The organism is Embleya sp. L77 (assembly GCF_055557415.1).
Genome location: NZ_CM145710.1, coordinates 1,416,992 through 1,436,493 on the forward strand (window position 1 = coordinate 1,416,992; position 19,502 = coordinate 1,436,493).

The 19,502-nt window shown below is 73.1% G+C and carries 17 protein-coding genes; 9 read left to right on the forward strand and 8 right to left on the reverse strand.

Annotated features, from left to right (window positions below; genetic code table 11):
* The first annotated feature begins 45 nt into the window (after window positions 1-45).
* Window positions 46-2,307 carry an MMPL family transporter gene (locus ACZOOI_RS36100; RefSeq protein WP_465283782.1) on the forward strand — a complete coding sequence of 754 codons (2,262 nt, stop codon included), beginning with the start codon at window positions 46-48 and terminating at the stop codon, window positions 2,305-2,307.
* Between the two features lie 119 nt (window positions 2,308-2,426).
* Here the strand turns inward: ACZOOI_RS36100 and ACZOOI_RS36105 are convergent, their stop codons facing one another.
* Entirely contained in the window at window positions 2,427-3,887 is a 1,461-nt protein-coding gene (locus tag ACZOOI_RS36105) for a hypothetical protein (protein WP_465283783.1), read from the reverse strand.
* Between the two features lie 216 nt (window positions 3,888-4,103).
* Here ACZOOI_RS36105 and ACZOOI_RS36110 point away from each other — a divergent pair, with 216 nt between their 5' ends.
* A complete protein-coding gene (locus ACZOOI_RS36110; protein ID WP_465283784.1) occupies window positions 4,104-5,060 on the forward strand; it encodes a hypothetical protein in 957 nt (318 codons plus the stop codon).
* Window positions 5,061-5,082: 22 nt separating this feature from the next.
* On the opposite strand, the gene ACZOOI_RS36115 is transcribed toward ACZOOI_RS36110, so the two are convergent.
* Window positions 5,083-5,823 (reverse strand): Type 1 glutamine amidotransferase-like domain-containing protein, encoded by a 741-nt coding sequence (locus tag ACZOOI_RS36115; RefSeq protein WP_465283785.1) that lies wholly within the window; start codon window positions 5,821-5,823, stop codon window positions 5,083-5,085.
* 85 nt (window positions 5,824-5,908) lie between these two features.
* Between ACZOOI_RS36115 and ACZOOI_RS36120 the strand changes: the two genes are divergently transcribed.
* A complete protein-coding gene (locus tag ACZOOI_RS36120; protein WP_465283786.1) occupies window positions 5,909-6,739 on the forward strand; it encodes a polysaccharide deacetylase family protein in 831 nt (276 codons plus the stop codon).
* Window positions 6,739-7,965 (forward strand): YVTN family beta-propeller repeat protein, encoded by a 1,227-nt coding sequence (locus tag ACZOOI_RS36125; protein ID WP_465283787.1) that lies wholly within the window; start codon window positions 6,739-6,741, stop codon window positions 7,963-7,965. The genes ACZOOI_RS36120 and ACZOOI_RS36125 overlap by 1 nt, the downstream gene beginning before the upstream one ends.
* Before the next feature lie 281 nt (window positions 7,966-8,246).
* Here the strand turns inward: ACZOOI_RS36125 and ACZOOI_RS36130 are convergent, their stop codons facing one another.
* Window positions 8,247-8,768, reverse strand: a complete 522-nt coding sequence (locus tag ACZOOI_RS36130) for an MFS transporter (RefSeq protein ID WP_465283788.1) — start codon at window positions 8,766-8,768, stop codon at window positions 8,247-8,249.
* 177 nt (window positions 8,769-8,945) lie between these two features.
* Between ACZOOI_RS36130 and ACZOOI_RS36135 the strand changes: the two genes are divergently transcribed.
* Window positions 8,946-9,536: a TetR/AcrR family transcriptional regulator gene (locus tag ACZOOI_RS36135; RefSeq protein WP_465283789.1), complete on the forward strand. Its 591-nt coding sequence runs from the start codon at window positions 8,946-8,948 to the stop codon at window positions 9,534-9,536.
* A gap of 138 nt (window positions 9,537-9,674) precedes the next feature.
* On the opposite strand, the gene ACZOOI_RS36140 is transcribed toward ACZOOI_RS36135, so the two are convergent.
* The 4 genes from ACZOOI_RS36140 to ACZOOI_RS36155 all read right to left on the reverse strand — a co-directional run bounded on the left by ACZOOI_RS36140 (window position 9,675) and on the right by ACZOOI_RS36155 (window position 12,894).
* Window positions 9,675-10,166: a DUF1203 domain-containing protein gene (locus ACZOOI_RS36140; protein ID WP_465283790.1), complete on the reverse strand. Its 492-nt coding sequence runs from the start codon at window positions 10,164-10,166 to the stop codon at window positions 9,675-9,677.
* Between the two features lie 86 nt (window positions 10,167-10,252).
* Entirely contained in the window at window positions 10,253-11,431 is a 1,179-nt protein-coding gene (locus ACZOOI_RS36145) for a glycoside hydrolase family 18 protein (RefSeq protein ID WP_465284114.1), read from the reverse strand.
* A gap of 365 nt (window positions 11,432-11,796) precedes the next feature.
* Window positions 11,797-11,958: a hypothetical protein gene (locus tag ACZOOI_RS36150; RefSeq protein WP_465283791.1), complete on the reverse strand. Its 162-nt coding sequence runs from the start codon at window positions 11,956-11,958 to the stop codon at window positions 11,797-11,799.
* Window positions 11,959-12,027: 69 nt separating this feature from the next.
* The gene (locus ACZOOI_RS36155; protein ID WP_465283792.1) at window positions 12,028-12,894 is read right to left on the reverse strand and encodes an SCO6745 family protein; all 867 of its coding nucleotides are present in this window, start codon (window positions 12,892-12,894) and stop codon (window positions 12,028-12,030) included.
* A gap of 119 nt (window positions 12,895-13,013) precedes the next feature.
* Between ACZOOI_RS36155 and ACZOOI_RS36160 the strand changes: the two genes are divergently transcribed.
* The 4 genes from ACZOOI_RS36160 (at window position 13,014) to ACZOOI_RS36175 (ending at window position 18,420) form a co-directional block, all read left to right on the forward strand.
* A complete protein-coding gene (locus ACZOOI_RS36160) occupies window positions 13,014-14,459 on the forward strand; it encodes an aminotransferase-like domain-containing protein (protein ID WP_465283793.1) in 1,446 nt (481 codons plus the stop codon).
* A gap of 369 nt (window positions 14,460-14,828) precedes the next feature.
* Window positions 14,829-15,818 (forward strand): aldo/keto reductase, encoded by a 990-nt coding sequence (locus ACZOOI_RS36165; protein ID WP_465284115.1) that lies wholly within the window; start codon window positions 14,829-14,831, stop codon window positions 15,816-15,818.
* Window positions 15,819-16,016: 198 nt separating this feature from the next.
* On the forward strand, window positions 16,017-16,709 hold the full coding sequence (locus ACZOOI_RS36170; RefSeq protein ID WP_465283794.1) for a TetR/AcrR family transcriptional regulator: 693 nt from the start codon (window positions 16,017-16,019) through the stop codon (window positions 16,707-16,709).
* Between the two features lie 181 nt (window positions 16,710-16,890).
* Window positions 16,891-18,420: an MFS transporter gene (locus ACZOOI_RS36175; protein WP_465283795.1), complete on the forward strand. Its 1,530-nt coding sequence runs from the start codon at window positions 16,891-16,893 to the stop codon at window positions 18,418-18,420.
* A gap of 179 nt (window positions 18,421-18,599) precedes the next feature.
* On the opposite strand, the gene ACZOOI_RS36180 is transcribed toward ACZOOI_RS36175, so the two are convergent.
* Entirely contained in the window at window positions 18,600-19,394 is a 795-nt protein-coding gene (locus tag ACZOOI_RS36180) for an SDR family NAD(P)-dependent oxidoreductase (RefSeq protein ID WP_465283796.1), read from the reverse strand.
* Between the last annotated feature and the right edge of the window lie 108 nt (window positions 19,395-19,502).

The window sequence follows — 19,502 nt, forward strand, 5'->3', positions numbered from 1 at the left end:
GTATGTTCCACATATGATCCATCGACTCTACGGAAGGGTTCGGCGATGTTCGCTGCCCTGGCCCGCCTGACCACGGCCCGACCCCGGCTGCTGCTGCTCACCGCCCTGCTCCTGCTGATCGGCGCCGGCCTGCTCGGTCGAGGCGTCGGCGACCACCTCCTCGGCGGCGGCGCCGTCGACCCGAACTCGGCCTCCGCTCGCGCCGCGACCGCACTCGACCGCGACTTCCCCGGCAGCCGGCCCAACCTGGTCCTCCTGGTCGGCGCCGACCGCCCCCTGGACGCACCCGAAATCAGGGCCCAGGCACGGGAGTTGACCGACCGCCTCGCCGCCGAACCCGACGTCGAGGGGGTGCTCTCCCACTGGACCGACGGTGCCCCCACCCTGCGCACCGCCGACGGCCGGCACGCCCTGGTCCTGGCCCACATCCGCGGCGAGGAGACCGCCGCCTCGGACACGTTCGAACGCCTGGCAGCGCACTACCGCGGCACCCGAGGAGCCCTGACCGTCGAACTCGGCGGCAGTGTCGCCGTGCGCCACGACGTGCAGAAGACCATCTCCGAGGACCTGGTCCGGGCCGAACTGATCGCCCTGCCGATCACCCTGCTGATCCTGATCCTGGTCTTCGGCAGCCTGGTCGCCGCCCTGCTGCCGCTCGGCGTCGGCATCCTGGCCATGGTCGGCACCAACGCCGTGCTGCGGCTGGTCTCCTCGACCACCGACGTATCGGTGTTCGCCCAGAACCTGACCACCGTCCTGGGCCTGGGCCTGGCCGTCGACTACGGCCTGTTCGTGGTCCGCCGCTATCGCGAGGAACTCGCCGCCGGCGCCCCGCCGGCGCGCGCGGTCGCGGTGATGCTCGACACCGCCGGACGCACCGTGGTCTTCTCCGCACTCACGCTCGCCGTCTCCCTCGCCGCGATGCTGGTGTTCCCGCAGTACTTCCTGCGGTCGTTCGCCTACGCCGGCATCCCGGTGGTGCTGCTCGCCGCATTCGGCGCACTGGTGATCCTGCCCGCGGCACTGGTCCTGCTCGGCACCCGGGTGGACCGGGGCGACCTGCGCACGCCGCTGCGCCGACTGGGCCGCCGACTGCGACCCGGCGCCGCCGCAGCCGGCGCGCCGACCGCGATGCGCGACAGCCGCTGGTACCGCCTCTCGCAGGCGATCATGCACCGGGCGCCGATCGTCGCCGTGCTCACCACCGGCCTCCTGGTCGCCCTCGGACTGCCCTTCCTGGGCGTGCAGTTCGGCACCGGCGACGACCGCCAACTGCCGAGGTCGGCCGAGTCCCGGCAGGTCCAGCAGGTGATCCGGGACCAGGTCGACGGCCGGCCCACCGGGTCGATCGAGATCGTGGTCGGCACGGCGCAGCAGGCCGAGGGCACCGCCGACTACAGCGCGCGGCTCTCCGCCCTGGACGGCGTGGCCCGCGTGGTCGGCCCGGCCGGCACCTTCGAACACGGCGTCCGCAGCGCACCCGCGGGCCCGGCCGAGGCCGGCCGCCGTGCCGCCGGCAGCGCGTACATCTCGGTGGTGCCCGCGGTCGAGGACCTCTCCGCCGCCGGCGAGGACCTGGTGCGCGAGGTGCGCGGGGTCGCCGCTCCGGGACCGGCCCTGGTCGGCGGACAGTCCGCCGAGGTGGTCGACGCCAAGCACGCGATCGGCAGCCGGCTGTGGCTCGCCGGCGGCCTGATCCTGCTCACCACGTTCGTGCTGGTCTTCCTGCTCACCGGCAGCGTGGTGCTGCCGATCCTGGCGATCGTGTTCGCCGCGCTGAGCCTGACCGCGATGTTCGGCGCCGTGGTGTGGGTGATCCAGGACGGCCACCTGTCCGGACTGCTCGACTTCACCCCGACCGGGTCGATCGAGACCGCGCTGCCGGTACTGATGTTCTGCATCGCCTTCGGCCTGTCGATGGACTACGGGGTGTTCCTGATCTCCCGGATCAAGGAGGAGCACGACCGCACCGGCGACCACCGGGGCGCGGTCGCCACCGGTTTGGCCCGCACCGGCGGCATCATCACCGCGGCGGCATGCGTCCTGGCGGTGGTGATGTTCGCGATCGGCACCTCGCGGGTGACCAACACGCTGATGCTCGGCATGGGTCTCGCACTGGCCGTCCTGGTCGACGCGTTCGTGGTGCGCAGCCTGCTGGCGCCGGCCGTGCTGGCCCTGACCGGCAAGGCGACGTGGTGGGCGCCCGCCCCGCTGCGCCGACTGCACGACCGGTTCGGCCTGTCCGAGGGCGGCCCCGCCCAGCCGCCGGTCACACCCGAGCCGCGCATCCCGGTCTCCGCGCCATAGAGCGGCATCGCAACCGATCGGGCGCCGGACGGGCCGACTTCGGCCCGCCCGGCGACCGACCCCCGACCGCGGCTTGGGAACACCTCACCAAGCCCGGCCGGTGTCCGAGGCCGACCGGCTCACCGGCGGTACAGCACCGCCTCCGGCGCCGCCGCGCTCAGCGTGACCGACTTCGGGTGGACCGGCACCGCCCGCCCCGGCCGGTCGTCCCGACCCAGCAGAAACGCCCGATTGACCCCGCTCACCGTGATCGTGGAACCGGGGTCGATCCCGGCCACCGTACGGATCGCGACCACCTCCACGATGTCGGACGCCCGCGTCCCGTGCGGGAGCCGCACCGTGGTCGCCGCCGGGTCGTCGCGCTGCAACGACCAGTCCACCCGCCCGCGGTCCGAGCGGTACAGCGTCGGGTCGCCCTTGATCCGCACCCCGATCGCGACACCGTTCCAGCCGGCCGCACCGGGCGGCGGCGCCGAGGTGGTCTTGCGGATCACCGCGTACAGGTAGTCCTGCGGGTCGGCGATCAGCGTGGTGGTGTCGGCCGGCGGATCGGCGACGACCCGGCCCTCGCGCCGTACCTCGGCCGTCATCACCGGATACACCCACGGGTGGCGGTCCACCATCTCCTCACGTGCGGTCCGCTTCGGCTCGACCAGCCGCTCGACCGCCGCCGGCGCGAAGCGCATCGGGTTGTCCACGACGTCGCACAGGTTGTTGTTCAGCGTGCAGGTCTGGAGCAGCGGGTGGGCGTCCTCGTAGCGCCCGGCGAACAACTTCGTGCCGTGGTCGGGCGATTGGAAGTAGGCGGTGCCCGGCACCGCCTTGCCACGCCCGTCCACCTCGACGCGGTAGGCCCACTCTATGTCGGTGGTCCGGCCCCAGCGGGCCATCAGCGCCGGCGTCGAGGTGCCGCCGTCCTCGTTGGTCCACACGATCGTGTAGGTCAGCACCCGGTGGCCGGCGGTCGCCGCCGGGGCCTCCTGGTACCAGGCCAGCACCGGGGTGTCGGAGATCGCGTTCTGGAACGGGCCGGTCGCTCCGCCGGGCACGCCCGGGATGCTCCGCCCGTACAGGACCGGCGCGTTCGCGGCCGCGGCGTACTCGCGGTCGCCGGTGTCCACGGTCTCGGTGCGCAGCCGCGAGACCCGCACCACCGAACCGGCCGGCGAGGACCGGTCGGCCGCGTAGCGCAGGGTCAGCTCGTGCCGCCCCTTGCGCAGCGCGCCGAGGGCGAAACTGCGCTCGGTGGGCGTGGCCCCGAAGACCACCACGTCGCCGGCGGGCCGTCCGTCCACGAGCAGTTGCAGCACCGCCGACTCCCGGCCCGGAATGCCCCAGTCGAGGCCCGGCGCGGCGACCGTGAGCGTCACCAGGGCCTCGCCGTCACGTCCGGTGCGGAACGGGACCACCACCGGGCGGCCGTCGCGGTGCACCCCGAACGTGCCGTGCGCGCCCGCCGATCGGTCCGCCGCGACGGCGTTCGCGGCCGGGGCCGGGCCGGCCAGCGCGGCCGAGGCGGCGAGTACGGCGGCGGCGATCACGGATCGGCGCAGACCATGGGTACCAGAACGAGCGAACACGAGCATCCCCCGAAGAGCATCGGCGAGCCTGACCCGCCCACCGTGGCCGGCCGATGGTGTGCGGGCCAACCCCTGCGCGGGCAAATTCCACCAACCGTCATCGCCGGGCCCATGTCCCGACACGCGCCGGCCACGAAATCGGCGCCGCGGACCCGGGGCGCGCCCGGTGTCCGAATCGTTCAAGACCGGACGTGGTCGGCCGGCTAGCGTCGAGGAATGACGTGGATCACGACGGACATGATCGAGCAAGCCGAGCGGTTCCTGTGGACGTCCGGCCGGGTGTTGGAACAGCGCCGTTTCGCATACCTGTTCGGTGCGCGGGGTGCGGGCGGGTCCGAGGCGACCGGCGACGAGCGGGCCGGTGTGCTCGATGCGCTGCACGCGTACCGCACCCCAAACGGGGGTTATGCCTACGGCCTGGAGCCGGACGTGCGGGGGCCGATCGCCCAACCGGCCACGCTGCGTACCGTGATGCCGATCCTGGTGGAGACCGACGCGCTGCACGGGGCCGAGGCGACTCGGCTGTGCAACTGGCTGGCGGGCGCGGCGACCGAGGCGGGCGGCGTACCGCCGGCGTTCACGAGCCTGCGCGAATACCCGCACCCGCCGTGGATGGTGGTCCCGGATGCGCCCGTCGCGGGCCTGATCCCGACCGGCTGGATCGTCGGACCGCTGCTGCGCGCCGGGGTCGAGCATCCCTGGTTGCCGCGGGCGACGCGGTTCTGCCGGACCGCCGTCGAGGCACTGGGCACCACCCACCCGTACGAGGTGCAGGCGGCGGTGACCTTCCTCGACGGTCTGCCGGATCGGGCCTGGGCCCGGCGTCAGGCCGAGCGGTTGGGCGAACTGGTCCGGGAACAGCGGCTCGTGTTGCTCGACCCGGCGCATCCCGAACAGGCCCGACTGGCGCCCGGTTACGCGGCCGGCGAGTACCACCTGCCGCACGATTTCGCGCCGCGCCCGGACAGCCTGGCCCGGGAGTGGTTCACCGACGCCGAACTGCGGGTGGGTCTGCGGGCCTTGGCCGACGCCCGGCAGGAGGACGGCGGTTGGCCGCTGCGCTGGGCCGAGTGGTCGCCCACCGTGCGGGCCGAGGCCCGTCCGGGCATCACCGTCGAGGCGCTGGTCACCCTGCGGGCGTACGCGGACGCGGTGCCGCCGACCGCCCGGTGAAGGCCGTCGACCGCGCCTGCGGTCAGTGGATCGAGGTCCGCGCGCCGTCGATCACGAGCACCTGTCCGTCGCGCAGCGTGCGGTGCGGCACGCCTCGGGTGCGGTAGTCGGCCGCGACGGCGGCGAGCAGTTCGGTCTCGGGGTGGCCGGGTGAGTCGATGTGCGGGACGACGGCGTGGTCGAGCACGGCGAGCCCGTCCCAGCGGATGGTCTCGCCGTACAGCGCCGGCACCGCGTCCGCGTCGTCGCACCCTTCCAGCCCGCGCAGGCTCGGCGCGAGCACGCACGCGCCGGCGCTGTACCCGGCGTACACGAGCGCGTCCCGGCGCAGCAGCTCGACGAGTACGCCGTCCGCGCCGCTGCGGGCGAGCGCGTGGCGCAGCACGAACACGTTGCCGCCGCGCAGCCAGACCGCGTCGAAGTCGCCGAGCACGGCGGCGACTTCGGCCGGCGAGCGGTCGAAGAATGTGCGCAGGTCGAGCTCGTTCGGCCGCAGTCCCAACGCGGCCAGGGCGGCGAGTTCGAGGGCGACGCCGGCCGCGCGGTCACCGGGCGAGCGATCGTCCGTCGCGTTGGCGATCACCGCGATCGCAGCCCCGGCGGGGCGGTCGAGAGCGGGGCGGTGGACGGCCGGGCGGTCGAAAGCGGAGCCACCGGCGGCGGCCCGGTCGAGAGCGGGCCGGTCGGCGGCGGGCCGGTCGAGCAACGCGAGGAGGTGTTCCGGACGGTCCCCGATCCGGAACGAGGAGAGATACAGACGCATCGCCGAACCCTAATGCCGCGACACGTACCCTCCTCCGACGTGCATATCGCGCACCCGAACGATCACACCCCGTAAGGTCGCCAGGGTGACGCCTCTGGATCGCCGTAGCGTGCTTCGGCAGCTCGCCCGGGCCGCCGCGCTGGGCGCGGCCGGTGCGGCCGCGAGTGCGTGTGGCGAGGATTCCCCACACGCGTCCCTGCCCGCACCCACGGCGAAGCCGGTCGACGCCGGTTCGGTGCCGGCCTCCCCGTCCGGCGCTCTTGCCGCCTCGGGCGGCGTCGGCAACGGATCCGAACCGCTCCCCTTGCCCGCCGGTCTGCCGTTCCAGGTCACCTCCGGTCCACCCGATCGACCCCGGGTGGCGCTGACCTTCCACGGTCAGGGCGATCCGCAGACCGCCGACTCGCTCCTGGGCCTGATGGAGGCGGCCGGGGCACGCGGCACGGTCCTCGCGGTGGGGACCTGGCTCGACGAACAGCCGCAGATGGCGCGCCGGGTGCTGGCCGGCGGTCACGAACTGGGCAATCACACCATGCATCACGGCGACATCTCCTCGATGTCCGCCGATCGCACCTATGCCGAGATCACCGACTGCGCCGACCGGCTCAAACGCCTCACCGGCTCGATCGGACGCTGGTTTCGGCCCTCGCAAGCCAAGGACTGCACGCCCACCGTCGTCGCCCAGGCCCGCCGCGCCGGATACGCGCACTGCCTGGGCTACGACCTGGACTCCCTCGATTTCACCGATCCCGGCGCCGCCGCCGTCGGCCACACCGTGCTGAACGGGGTTCGGCCGGGCTCGGTGGTCAGCCTGCACTTCGGACACCCGGGCACCGTAGCCGCGATGCCCGCAATCCTCGACGGCCTACGGACCCGCGGACTGCGGGCGGTCACGATGTCGGAGCTCGTCACCTGATGACCACTCACCCCTCCCCCACCCGTCGCCGTCCCGGCTCGGCCGCGCTGTTCCTGGCGGGCTGCTGCCTGGTGGCGTCCGCCGCGTGCGCGTCCTCCACGGACGGCACGGCGAACCCTTCCCCGGTCAAGTCCTCGATCGCTCCCGTGGAAGCCGCGCCGGTCCCGCCCGCGGTGCCCGCTGCGGAGACCGCGAACCTCCTGCCCGGCATGCCGCCGCCACTGGACCCGCAGGACCTGTACGCCGCCGACCGCCCCGGCATGCTCTCGGACGTGGTCAAGGACTTCCCGTCCCGGGTGTACGTGCCCAACACCGAGTCGAACACGGTCAGCGTGATCGACCCGACCACCTACAAGGTGATCGAGACGATCAAGGTCGGCCACCAGCCGCAGCACGTGGTGCCGTCCTGGGATCTGAAGACCCTGTGGGTGAACAACGACCTGGGCGACACGCTGACCCCGCTCGACCCGGCCACCGGCAAGGCCGGCACGCCGGTCCCGGTGGACGACCCGTACAACCTCTACTTCACGCCGGACGGCAAGTACGCGGTCGTGATGGCCTCGATGGACCGCCAGTTGGTCTTCCGCGACGCCCACACGATGGAGGTGGTCAAGTCCGTGCCCAGCGAGTGCGCGGGCGTCAACCACGCGGACTTCTCCCCCGACGGCAAGTACTTCATCGTCTCCTGCGAGTTCTCCGGTGAACTGCTCAAGGTGGACACCGCGGAGATGAAGGTGCTGGCCAAGCAGAAGATCCCGCAGTCCGGCTCGATGCCGCAGGACGTCAAGATCTCCCCGGACGGCCGTACCTGGTACATCGCCGACATGATGTCCGACGGCATCTGGGTGCTCGACGGCGACACGTTCGGCAAGCCGACCAAGCTGCGCACCGGCAAGGGCGCGCACGGCCTGTACCCGAGCCGCGACTCCAAGAGCCTGTACATCTCCAATCGCGGCGAGGGCTCGATCTCCGTGCTCGACTTCGCCACCGGCGCGCTGACCGCCAAGTGGCACCTGCCCGGCGGCGGCAGCCCGGACATGGGCGGTGTCTCCGCCGACGGCAAGGTGTTGTGGCTCAGCGGTCGCTACAACGCCGAGGTGTACGCGATCGACACCACCGACGGGCACCTGCTCGCCCGCATCCCGGTCGGCGTCGGGCCGCACGGGCTGTGCGTGTATCCGCAGCCGGGCCGCTACTCACTCGGCCATACCGGCGTCTTCCGCTGACCGCACCCTCTCGGGTCGGGTGGCGGGGGCACGTGCCTCGTCGAGGCAGGGTGCCCCCGCCGCCCGCTCATCGCCGGCCCCGCACGTCGGTCGGGTCCGGCCGGCGCTCGGCGGCGGCTCGCGCGGCACCGGAAAGAGCGGTCGCCGCTCCTCGGGCGTGCCGTTCGGCCGCGCGGGTGCTCAGCCGATCGACCGGCCGAGTCCGCAGCCGGGGCCCGAGTTGCCGCGACGCCGGTTCCGCCGTCGAACGGCCGAGTGCACGGCCGGCCTGCCCGCTCGGCTCAGGACGACGGCTGCGCGTCGCGCGCGGGGCGCGGATCGATCAGCACCGCCGCGACCACCGCGGCGCCGAGCATGATGCCGGTGGCCACCAGCAGGGCCGTACCGAACCCGTGCACGGTGCCCGCGGTGACCGCGTCCCGACCACCCTCGTGGGTGCGAAGCCAGGTCGCGGTGACGCTGGTGGCGACGGTGTTGAACAGCGCGGTGCCGAGCGCGCCGCCCACCTGTTGTCCGGCGTTGAACGTCGCCGCGGCGGTCCCGGCGTCGGCCGCCCCCACCCCCGCCGTGGCCAGGCCGGTCGCGATGGTGAGCACCACGCCCAGGCCCAGGCCGATCAGGATCTGCGCGGGCACCAGATACAGCACCAGCACATGCGCGCTGTCCGCCGTCAACCGGGACAGCAGCAACAACCCGGCGGCCATGGCGAGCAGTCCGGGAACCATCGGCGTCCTGGGCGACACCCGGGCCGGCAGTCTGCCCGCGATCAGGATCGAGCCCACCAACGAGCCCGCGACCAACACCAGGCCGGGATACTAGGCTCGCCGTCACGGAAAGAGCAAGGAGGTCGAGCCATCAAGGGCAAGCAGGGCAACGCCAAGGGCCAAGCCGCGGGGGGCGCGCAAAGCGTCTGGCTGCGCGAATCCCGGGCCGCGCGCGAGGAACCCCCACTGACACGCGCTCGCATCGTCGGCGAGGCGGTGGCCCTCCTGGATGCCGAGGGCATCGACGGGCTGACCATGCGGCGGCTGGCCGAGCGGCTGGGCTCGGGCGTCACCACCCTCTACTGGCACGTCGACACCAAGATCGACGTGGTCGACCTCGCGCTCGACGCGATCTTCGCCGAGACACCGGTACCGGCCGCATCCCCGGACCCCGACGCGTGGCGGGCCGACATCGTCGCCCTGCTCCTGGACTGGCGGGCGATCATGCTGCGCCACCCGTGGTCGGCCGCGCTGCTCCAGCGACCGACGCTGGGCCCGAACCTGCTCGCGCGGATGGAGTTCCTCCAGGCCACCCTGGTCCGGGCGGGCTTCACCGGCCGCCGCCTCAACTCCGCCACCTGGGCGCTCTACAACCACCTCATGGGCGCAACCGTGGCCCGAGCCGGCTTCACCCTCTCGGCCGCGGACCGCGAGGCCGCCCAGCTACGCCTGAACGACCTGAGCGAGCGCTACCCCACCCTCAGCGCCAACGACTACATGCTCCAAAACGACTGGGACGCCACCTTCACCACGGGTCTGCACTACGTCCTCGACGGCATCGGCGCATCCCCGACCGACGACCGATGATCCGGGGCGTGACCGGGCGGGCGAATGCCGAACGGCCGGGTCCTGGGGCGGACCCGGCCGTTCCGGCGGATTCATCCGAACTCGTGTGCGCCTTCGGGCTGTTCGGGGAGCCGGCGACTCGGTGGACGGGGCCGGGGATCAGGCGTTGTCGGGGGTGGGACGGGTGATGGTGAACATGTAGCAGCCGTAGGTGATGTTGCGGCTGTGGACCCGGGTGACCTCCGGGTCGGCGAGGATTTCGGCCAGGGCGGGTTCGGGGTCGTCGGTGTCGTGGACTCGGGACGTGGGGTGGATCCGGCCCCGGGCGTCGTAGGCGCGGAAGACCTGGGGGCGGTCGCGCCAGTGCGGCGGGTAGGCGTCGGTGGTCGGGCCGGGGCAGGCTTCGGCGTGCGCGAAGACCGCGCCGATCTCGCGGTACGGACTTGCCGGGAGCGGGGGTTCGTAGCCGAAGAGGATCAGGGCCTCGCCCGGTTCGGCGTCGCGCAGGCAGCAGCGCAGGGGTTCGCCGCCGCCGGCCGTGTGGAACTCGATCGGGTGACCCGAGACGTCCGTGCCGGCGGCGCGGACCGTGGCGAGGAACCCGGCGGGGATCGCTCGGACGACGAAGGTACGCACGTTGGTGGTGGTCATGGCACCAGCCTGGGCGGGGCCGGGACGGGGTGCCGGCGGCATTCGGACGCCGCGTTCGGTGCCGGGAGGGGTGGGCCGGGTCCGGTTCAGCGGTCCAACCGACACCAATCGCGGCGGTAGGACGCCCAGTCCGTGTCGGACGCGGCGAAGTCGACGTACAGCGCGACGCCGAAACCCGGCCGGTGCAGGTCGGTTCGGGTCAGGCCGAGGCGCACGCCGCGCACCGCCGCCGCGACCGTCTCGGCCGAGCTTCGGTGGCCCCACGAGTTCGCGTAGTAGGCGGGCAGGCCCATCAGCACGTCGACCCGGGCCGGCGTCGCCTCCAGGGCGAGTGCGGTCTGCTGCGCGACGTAGCCGCCGTACAGCGATTCCAACGGCATCGCGGTGTCGTAGGACATCACCGCGATCTGCTCGACCCGGCGCGCGACCTGGCCGAAGTAGCGCTGCGACCACCACTTGGGGTGGTCGCGCAATGCCTTGGAGATGCTGTGCAGGGACGGCAGCGGGTCGATCTGGGCGGCGGCGACCGAGAGCGGGACGCCGCGCGCCCGGGTCAGTTCGTGGGTGGCGGTGAGCAGGGTCAGGAAGTCCTCGTCGCCGGACCAGACCGGCTCCAGGTCGAAGTGCACGCCCTCGAAGCCGGCGTCCAGGACCTGCCCGGCCGACGCGGTGATCGCCTCGCGTACCCGGGGGCGGTCCAGGCTCAGCCCGGGGCCGCCGTGCGAGACGATGTCGCCGAGCCACGCCTGCACCCGTACGCCGGGCAGTTCGCGGTGCACCGCCTCGACCAGTTGCCGCGCCCCGGGGTGGGCCGTGGCCGGCAGCGTGCCGTCGTGCTCCAGCGGACCCGCGTGCACGTACAGGTCGTGGATGCCGGTCCCGCGCAACCGCTGTGCCAGCACGCCCAGTTCGGCCGGCCCCTTGCGCCCGTCCACCCACGCGTGGCCCAGCCAGATCGCGTCCCGGCCGCGACTGCGGGCCTGATCCGAGGGATCGCCCGCGTACTCCAACCGCAGCGCGAGCGCGGCCGCGCCGATCGGCACCAGCGGCAGGCTCACCAGGAGCAGCAGGATCACGGTGACCCGTTTCCACCGACTCCACGACCGCCACCGGCGCCGCAGCCTCCCCCGGCGCCGCGTCGAGGGCACCTCGGGCGGCCCGCCGGGGGCCGCACGCTCGTCGGCCCCGCCGTCACCGTCCCCGGGCGCGTCGCCGCTGCCGCCAAAGGACCCCGGGCCGCCGCTCCCCCCGCCGGAGTCCACCACGTCACGGGCGCCCACCCGGAGGGTTCCGACCCGGCCGGCCGCCGCCCCCAAGGCGCCCACCTCGCGGCCACCAACCTCGCCCGTGTTCACCCCACCTGCGTCCACCTTCGAAGCCCCGGTTCCGCCGGCCTCGTCCCCTGTCCCATCTCGCGCGGTGCTCTCCTGGGCAGTCCGCCCGGGCTCGGCGATGGCGATACGAATCGTCCCCCTGTGTCGTGGGCCGGCCGCCCCCTGTCCTGGCGGACCCCCCGGGTCGCGGCCGGCACATGTTCTCTCGCGACCGATGGACCGCCGCGCACGACCACGAACGCATTCGAGTCGGCGGGCCGGGCAGCGGTCGGGGGGTCGAGACCGACTCCCGCCCACTACGGACGCGCTCGGCTCCGGAACCGTTCCAGTCCGGCCGCGCCACCCTCGATCGACACGGTGACCGCGAACCGGGACGCCTCCCCGCCGGGCCGGCGTCGATCGCCGGGCGCGGGCGCGGTGCCCTCGCGCGCCACCACGGTGTTCGACGTGGTGCTCACGCCGGCCTGCTCGGCGCGCACGGTCGGCGTGGCCCCCGTGGGTGAACGAGGTCGACGAGGTCCACCAGGTCAGGGGCGGGGCGCTCCGATCGGGTTGGGTACCGGGATCAGGCCGCTGTCCACCAGGTGTCGGCTCAGCGGTGCGGCCAGCCGGATGGCCTCCTCGACACCGTCCTCGCCGAGCCGGGTGACCGGGTCGGCGGCGAGTCGGTCGGTGGCGTGCTCCACGTCCCGGCGCAGCGCCCCGCCGCTCCTGGTGAGTCGGGAGTCGCGGTCCAGCAGGCCCTTGGCGACCAGTCGGCGGCGGGCCTGTTCCCATTGCGCGTCGGTCCAACCTCGGGTGCTTTGGAGCAGCTCGCGCGGCACGTTGCCGGTGGCGGCGTGGGTCAGGCCCGCCTCCAGCCCGGTCAGCCCGGCATGCGCGACCGCGATCACGTGGCCGTCGCCGCGATGTTCGCGCAGGACCGTACTCGCCAGCCACAGTCGCCCGACCACGCCGTCCGGACGGGGCACGCCGGCCCACCCGGCGGCCAGGGCGCGCCCCTCGTATCCGCAGCCCTCGACGGCGCGTTCCAGCAGGTCGGCCAGGCGGGTCAGGTGGCGCTCGCCGACGGCCGGCAGCGTGCGGGTGAGCGCCGCCTCGACCGCGCCGAGCCGGGTGTCCAGCACCTTTTCCGGCGTGCTGTACGCCCACGCGTCGGGCAGCGCGCGGGCCACCCGACTCGGCGCGAAGGCGAAGCACAGTGCGTTCGCCTCGGGTGCGCGCACCGCGCCGAGCGGGGCGAGGCGACCGGCGAAGTAGCCCATCCACCAGCCGATCAGCCCGAGTGCACGGGCCGCCTCGATCGGCTCGGGCGCGAAGTACGCGACGGCGTGGACGGGTTCGATCGTCTCCCAGAACCGTCTGGCCAGGGTGGGAGCGGGAGCGGATGACACGGCGGACACCTTTCGGCAGGAGACGGATGCGCGGGCGGAACCGGCAACCGTGCGTCCGGGCCCGTCCGCCGACCAGGTTGCCCGTTGTCCCACCGCCGAGACAGTGCCAATCTGAGCGAATGGACCAGGATTTGAACTGGTGGGTACGGATCGCCCTGGACGATTGGCAGTCGCGTCCCGGGCCACGGCACCGACGGATCACCGAGGCGTTGGCCGAGGCGATCGAGCGCGGACTCGCCGACCCGGGCGCACGGTTGCCCGCCGAACGTCCGCTGGCGGACGCGTTGCGGGTCGGTCGCGGCACCGTGGTGCGCGGCTACGAGACCCTCGCCGAGGCCGGCCTGGTGGAGCGGCGACAGGGGGCGGGCACGTTCGTCCGCCCCCGACCGGGGTGGATCCACCCGCCCACGCCCGTCGCGGCCCCGGTCCGGCGGCGTCTGGTCGCCGACGCCGACGTGCTCGACCTGTCCCTGTCGGTGCCCGCCGGAACGGGGCATCTGCCGCCCGTGGACGGCTCGTTCGCCCTGTCCCGCAGCGATGATCACGGCCTGCACCCGAGCGGCCTGCCCGAGCTGCGCACGGCACTGGCCGACCATCTCACCGCGCACGTGGGGCTGCCGACCACGCCCGACCAGGTGATCGTCACCGCGGGCGGCCGGCACGCGCTGTCCCTGGTGTTCGCGGCGCTCGTGTCGCCGGGACGGGCGGTACTCACCGGCTGCCCGGGCCCACCGGGCCTGGCCGCCGCCGTGACGGCAGCCGGGGGCCGGCCGATCGGGGTCGGCGTGGACCCGCTGGGCCTGGACGTGGCCGCCGTCGACCGGGCCGCCGCTCGCCTGCACGCGCCGGTGATCCTGGCCGCCACGGCCGCCCACGATCCGACCGGTGCGCCGCTGGGCCGGCTCCGCCGGGACAACCTGCTCGCGGTGCGGCGCGCGCGGAACGCGGTGCTCGTCGAGGACCTCGCCCAGACCGGGCTGGGCCTGGGCCTGGACCGGGAGCAGGCCCCCGATGGCACCCGGCCCGTGCCGCCGGCCGCCGCCGACGACGACGCGGTGATCGCGATCGGGTCGTTGTCCAGGATGTTCTGGGCGGGCCTGCGGGTGGGGTGGCTGCGGGCGCCCGGTTCGCTGCGCGGATACCTGGCGCAGACCTCCGCGGTCGGCGCGCCGGCGGCGAGCGTGCCCGCGCAGGTGCTCGCGACCCGGCTGTTGCGGGCCGCCGACACGCACTGGCAGGTCGGCCTGCGCCGGGCCCTGACCGAGCGGCGCGACCTGCTGCTGGAACTGCTGGCCCGGCAGTTGCCGGCCTGGCGGGTGGAACCGCCGCAGGCGGGCCTGTCGGTGTGGGCCGACCTACCGGTCGGGGACAGCACCACGTTCGTGCACCTGGCCGCGCGCTACGGCGTACTGGTCGTCCCGGGTGCCGCCGCGTGCGTGGACGGCCGGCATCGCCGCGGCGTACGCCTGTCCTTCGCCGAATCGCCGGCCACGCTCGAATCCGCCGTCGACCGCCTGACCGCCGCCTGGGAGGAACACACCCGCCGCCTGGCGGCAAGCCGCTGACGCGAGACCACACCCACCGGGCCCGGAGCCGACACCCGCCGGACCCCGGACACCACCCGAAGCCGCCAACCGGCCCACAGCCGCCGGACACCACACCGCACCGCCGACTCCGGCCGTGTTCCCGCACCCGGCCCCGGGACCCGGACCGCGCCGGGAATCCGGCCCACACCCGCCGGATCCCGGACACCAAACCGCACCAAACCGCAAAACCGGCCCCCACCGGCGTTGCCTCCGACTCCGCGAGCGGCAACCCCGCCCCGCCCGACCCCGAGCGCCCGGCGAGCCCCTCCCCGTCCCGTGGGTTCCCGGCGTGCCGGACCGGGCAGCGACAAGGACATGACCTCTTCCTCCTCCGCCACCGCTCCCGAGATGCCGTACACCCAGCTTGGCCGCACCGGCCTGACCGTCTCCCGCCTGGTGCTCGGCACGATGAACTTCGGCCCCGCCACCGACGAACGCGACAGCGGCGAGATCATGGACGCCGCGCTCGATGCCGGGGTGAACTTCTTCGACACCGCCGACGTGTACGGGCGCTCCCAGCTGACCGGCGCCGGAGCCCGGGGCGCCACCGAGGAACTGGTCGGCCGCTGGCTGGGCCGCGGCGACCGCCGCGAACGGGTCGTGCTGGCCACGAAGGTCTACGGCAGCTGGGGCGACTGGCCCAATTCCGGCGGGCTCGGCGCCCGGCACATCCGCCGGGCCTGCGAGGACAGCCTGCGTCGCCTGGGCACCGACCACATCGACGTCTACCAGATGCACCACATCGACCGCCGGGTGCCGTGGGAGGAGATCTGGCAGGCGATGGACCTGCTGGTCGCCCAGGGCAAGGTGCTCTACGTCGGCTCGTCGAACTTCGCCGGCTGGCACATCGCCCGGGCCCAGGAGGCGGCCGCCCGCCGATCCTCGTTGGGCCTGGTCAGCGAGCAGTGCCTGTACAACCTGGCCCAGCGGGCCGCCGAGGCCGAGGTGCTGCCGGCCGCGCAGGCGTACGGCCTCGGGGTCATCCCGTGGTCGCCGCTGCACGGCGGCGTGCTGGGCGGCGTGCTGGAGAAGGAGCGCGCGGGCGGCCGACACCGCTCGGCCGGCGACCGGGCCGCGGGCGAGGTGGCCGAACGGCGCGAGCAGATCCAGGCGTACGAGGACCTGTGCGCCAAGCTCGGCACGCCGCCCGGCGAGGTCGCCCTCGCCTGGCTGCTCACCCGTCCCGGAGTGACCGGGCCGATCGTGGGACCGCGCACACGAGACCAATTGGACTCGGCACTGCGCGCACTGAGCGTCGAACCGAGCCCGGAAACACTCGCCGAACTCGACCGGATCTTCCCCGGCCCGGGACCGGCGCCGGAGTCTTTTGCCTGGTAGGAGACCTGTCGGCAGACCATCGAGGGCCTCCGGGAGAGCGCCGGAACACCGTCCGGAGGACCCCTCGCCGGCGATGTGACTCAGGTCACATGGTCGATCGAAATATCCGGGGACTTCTTGTCCGTTTAACCGAGCGAATCACAATCGGGGAATCCCTCCCCGGTTATCGATCGGGTACCGACAGGAAGGAGCCGGATCATGGGCAGCATCGCCACCGTCACCGACGTTGCCGAGGACCGCGGTCCGCGACTTCGTGCGGATGCCCGACGCAACCGCGAGCGGATCATCGCCGCGGCACGCGAGATGTTCGTCGAGCACGGCTCCGAGGTGCCGTTCGACGAGGTCGCGCGCCGCGCCGGCGTCGGCAACGCGACCCTGTACCGTCACTTCGCCGACCGCGGCGAGCTCGCCCACCGGGTGATCCTCTCCGTCCTGGAGCGGATCACCGAACAGGGCGAGCTGGCCCTGGCCGAGGAGTCGGAGGCCTTCGCGGCCCTGCGGCGCTTCGCCCACGGTGCGATGAAGGAACGGATCGGGGCGCTGTGCCCGCTCGTGTCCGCGACCGTGGACAAGGAACACCCCGAGTTGATCGCCGCCCGAACGCGGCTGGAGCACTTGGTCGAGACGCTGATGGAGCGTTCTCGCACCGAGGGCCGGCTGCGCACGGACATCGGCTCGGGTGATCTGCTGATGGCGATCACCCAGCTCACCCGACCATTGCCCGGGATGGGCAGCTGCATGGTGAACGACCGGTTCGTACACCGTCACCTCGACGTGCTGCTCGACGGTCTGTGCACGCCCGAACCCACCGCGCTGTCCGGCTCCGCCGTGGCGATGCGGGACCTGGAACACCTGGCCGACGAGCCCGAGGGGCGGCCTCACGGGCGCTGACGCGCCCCACCGACTTCCGACGATCTCCCGCGGCACCGCGTACGTGCGTGACCGCGTACCGACAGTCCGCGTACCGACCACGAACACTTCACCGTCGCCTCGCCACTTCCGCGCGGGCGAGGGCGCACCGTCCATTCCGCGACGCCCGCCGTCGCGACGCACCCGCAAAGTGAGTACCCCCATGTCTGCAACGGCCCCGCCCAAGACCGCCCTGCCCGATCCCAGGCGCTGGAAAGCGCTCGTCTTCATCGCCATCGCCCAGCTGATGGTCGTCCTCGACGGCACCATCGTGAACATCGCGCTGCCGTCCGCCCAGACCGACCTGGGCATCTCGGACGGCAACCGGCAATGGGTGATCACCGCATACGCCCTCGCGTTCGGCGGGTTGCTGCTCTTCGGCGGCCGAATCGCCGACCTGTGGGGTCGACGCCGGACGTTCATCGTCGGCCTGGTCGGCTTCGCCGCGGCCTCCGCACTCGGCGGCATAGCCGCAAGCACCGGCATGCTGCTCGGCGCCCGCGCCCTCCAGGGCATATTCGGCGCACTGCTCGCCCCCTCCGCGCTGTCCCTGCTCGCGGTGATGTTCACCGACGCCAAGGAACGTGCCAAGGCGTTCGGCATCTTCGGCGCGATCGCCGGTGGTGGTGGCGCGGTCGGCCTGATCCTGGGCGGCGTGCTCACCGAGTACATGAACTGGCGCTGGACCTTCTTCGTCAACATCCCGTTCGCCGCGGTCGCCGCGGCCGGTGCCGTCCTGGTCATCAGCGAGCCGGTCGGATCGCGCAACCGCTCGCCGCTGGACATCCCCGGCGTGCTGCTGTCCTCGATCGGCCTGGGCACGCTGGTCTACGCGTTCACCCGCGCCGAGAGCCACGGTTGGACCGCCGGCAGCACGCTGGGTCTGTTCCTGGCCGCCGTCGTCCTGCTCGCGTCGTTCGTCTTCGTCGAAAGCCGGGTCAAGGCCCCGCTGCTGCCGCTGCGGGTGATCGCCGAGCGCAACCGGGCCGGCATCTACCTCTCGCTGGGCCTGGCCATCATCGCGATGTTCGGCATGTTCCTGTTCCTCACCTACTACCTCCAGATCGTCAAGGACTTCTCGCCGGTGATGACCGGCCTGGCGTTCCTGCCGATGATCGCGGGCATGATCACGGGTTCGACCCAGATCGGCGCCCGGCTGATGACCCGGGTCCCGGCCCGGCTGCTGATGGGCCCGGGCTTCCTGACCGCCGGTGTCGGCATGCTGCTGCTCACCCAAATCGAGGTCGGCAGCTCCTACGTCGGGCTGATCCTGCCCGCGCAGATCCTGCTCGGCCTGGGCATGGGCACCGCGTTCATGCCGGCGATGAGCCTGGCCACCTACGGCGTCCAGCCGCGGGACGCGGGCGTCGCCTCGGCGATGGTCAACACCTCCCAGCAGGTCGGCGGCGCGATCGGGACCGCACTGCTGAACACCATCGCGGCCAGCGCGACCACCGCCTACGTGGGCTCGCACGCGGCCGGTTCGGGCGGGCTGGAGCAGCTGAAGATGCAGGCCGTGGTGCACGGCTACGCCACCGCGATCTGGTGGGCGGTCGGCATCCTGGCCCTGGCCTCGACGATCGCGTTCACCTTCATCACCGTCGGGCACGGCGACAGCACGGTGGTCGCCGCGAACGACAAGGACGCGGACACGGACGCGGACGAGGTGCCGATCCCGGTGCTCGTGCACTGATCGCCACGCACTGACCGTCGCGCACCGACCTTCGGGTACGAACTCGTCGGCGGTATCCCGAACGCAGGCCCCATCGCCATCGGCGGTGGGGCCTGCGCCGTACGCGCACTCGGGCACACCGCCTCGCCGGTGCGGAGCCGTCGCCGCCGGACCGTACCGGGCCGGGCGACGCCGGGCGCTCAGGGCAGGATCGCGTCCACGTAGCCGCCGTCCACTCGCAGTGCGCCGCCCGTCGTGGCGGAGGCGAAGGTCGAGCTGAGATACACCACCATGTGGGCGATCTCCTCGGGTTCGATCAACCGCTGGATCAGCGACTGCGGTCGGTGCAGCCGCATGAACTCGCGCTGCGCCTGCTCCCACGGCAGCGAGGGGTCCACCAATTCGTAGACGAAGTCCTCGACCCCGCCGGTGTGGGTCGGCCCGGCGAGCACCGAGTTGACCGTCACCCCACTGCCCGCCGCCTCCTTGGCGAAGCCGCGCGAGACCGCGAGCAGCGCCGTCTTGGACACCCCGTACTGGATCATCTCGGCCGGGGTGACCACCGCCGAGTCGCTCGCGATGTTCTGGATCCGCCCCCAGCCCCGCTCCCGCATCCCGGGCAGATAGGCACGGATCATCCGCACCGCGGTGAGCACGTTCACCTCGAAGTAGCGTCGCCACTCGGCGTCGTCGATCTCCAGCGCGGGCCGGGTCCCGAAGATCCCGAGATTGTTCACCAGGATGTCCACCTGCGGCACCGCCGCCCACACCCGCGCGGCGCCCTCGTCGGCGGCGATGTCGCCGGGAGCCGCGAGGAGTTGCGCCTCCGGCAGCTCGCCGCGCATGCGCTCGATCGCGGCGTCGACGGAGTCCGGGGTGCGCCCGTTCACCGCGACCCGGGCCCCGGCCCGGGCCAAGCCCATCGCGATCGCCGCCCCGATGCCCTGGGTCGATCCGGTGACCAGGGCAAACTTCCCGGCGAGATCGATCAGCACGCTGCGAACCCTTCGTCCGACCAACACTCCGCGGGCGTCCAGTAGATCATCCGGACGACCCGATTCCGGCCTGCGACGGGCCGATCCGCACGAGCGGTTTCACTCGTG

Excerpts from the sequence above, each read along its gene's own strand:
- ACZOOI_RS36110 (WP_465283784.1), top strand. The coding sequence starts at position 4,104 with ATGACGTGGATCACGACGGACATGATCGAGCAAGCCGAGCGGTTCCTG.
- ACZOOI_RS36165 (WP_465284115.1), top strand. The coding sequence starts at position 14,829 with ATGCCGTACACCCAGCTTGGCCGCACCGGCCTGACCGTCTCCCGCCTG.
- ACZOOI_RS36125 (WP_465283787.1), top strand. The coding sequence starts at position 6,739 with ATGACCACTCACCCCTCCCCCACCCGTCGCCGTCCCGGCTCGGCCGCG.
- ACZOOI_RS36100 (WP_465283782.1), top strand. The coding sequence starts at position 46 with ATGTTCGCTGCCCTGGCCCGCCTGACCACGGCCCGACCCCGGCTGCTG.
- ACZOOI_RS36175 (WP_465283795.1), top strand. The coding sequence starts at position 16,891 with ATGTCTGCAACGGCCCCGCCCAAGACCGCCCTGCCCGATCCCAGGCGC.
- ACZOOI_RS36160 (WP_465283793.1), top strand. The coding sequence starts at position 13,014 with ATGGACCAGGATTTGAACTGGTGGGTACGGATCGCCCTGGACGATTGG.
- ACZOOI_RS36115 (WP_465283785.1), bottom strand. The coding sequence starts at position 5,823 with ATGCGTCTGTATCTCTCCTCGTTCCGGATCGGGGACCGTCCGGAACAC.
- ACZOOI_RS36170 (WP_465283794.1), top strand. The coding sequence starts at position 16,017 with ATGGGCAGCATCGCCACCGTCACCGACGTTGCCGAGGACCGCGGTCCG.
- ACZOOI_RS36140 (WP_465283790.1), bottom strand. The coding sequence starts at position 10,166 with ATGACCACCACCAACGTGCGTACCTTCGTCGTCCGAGCGATCCCCGCC.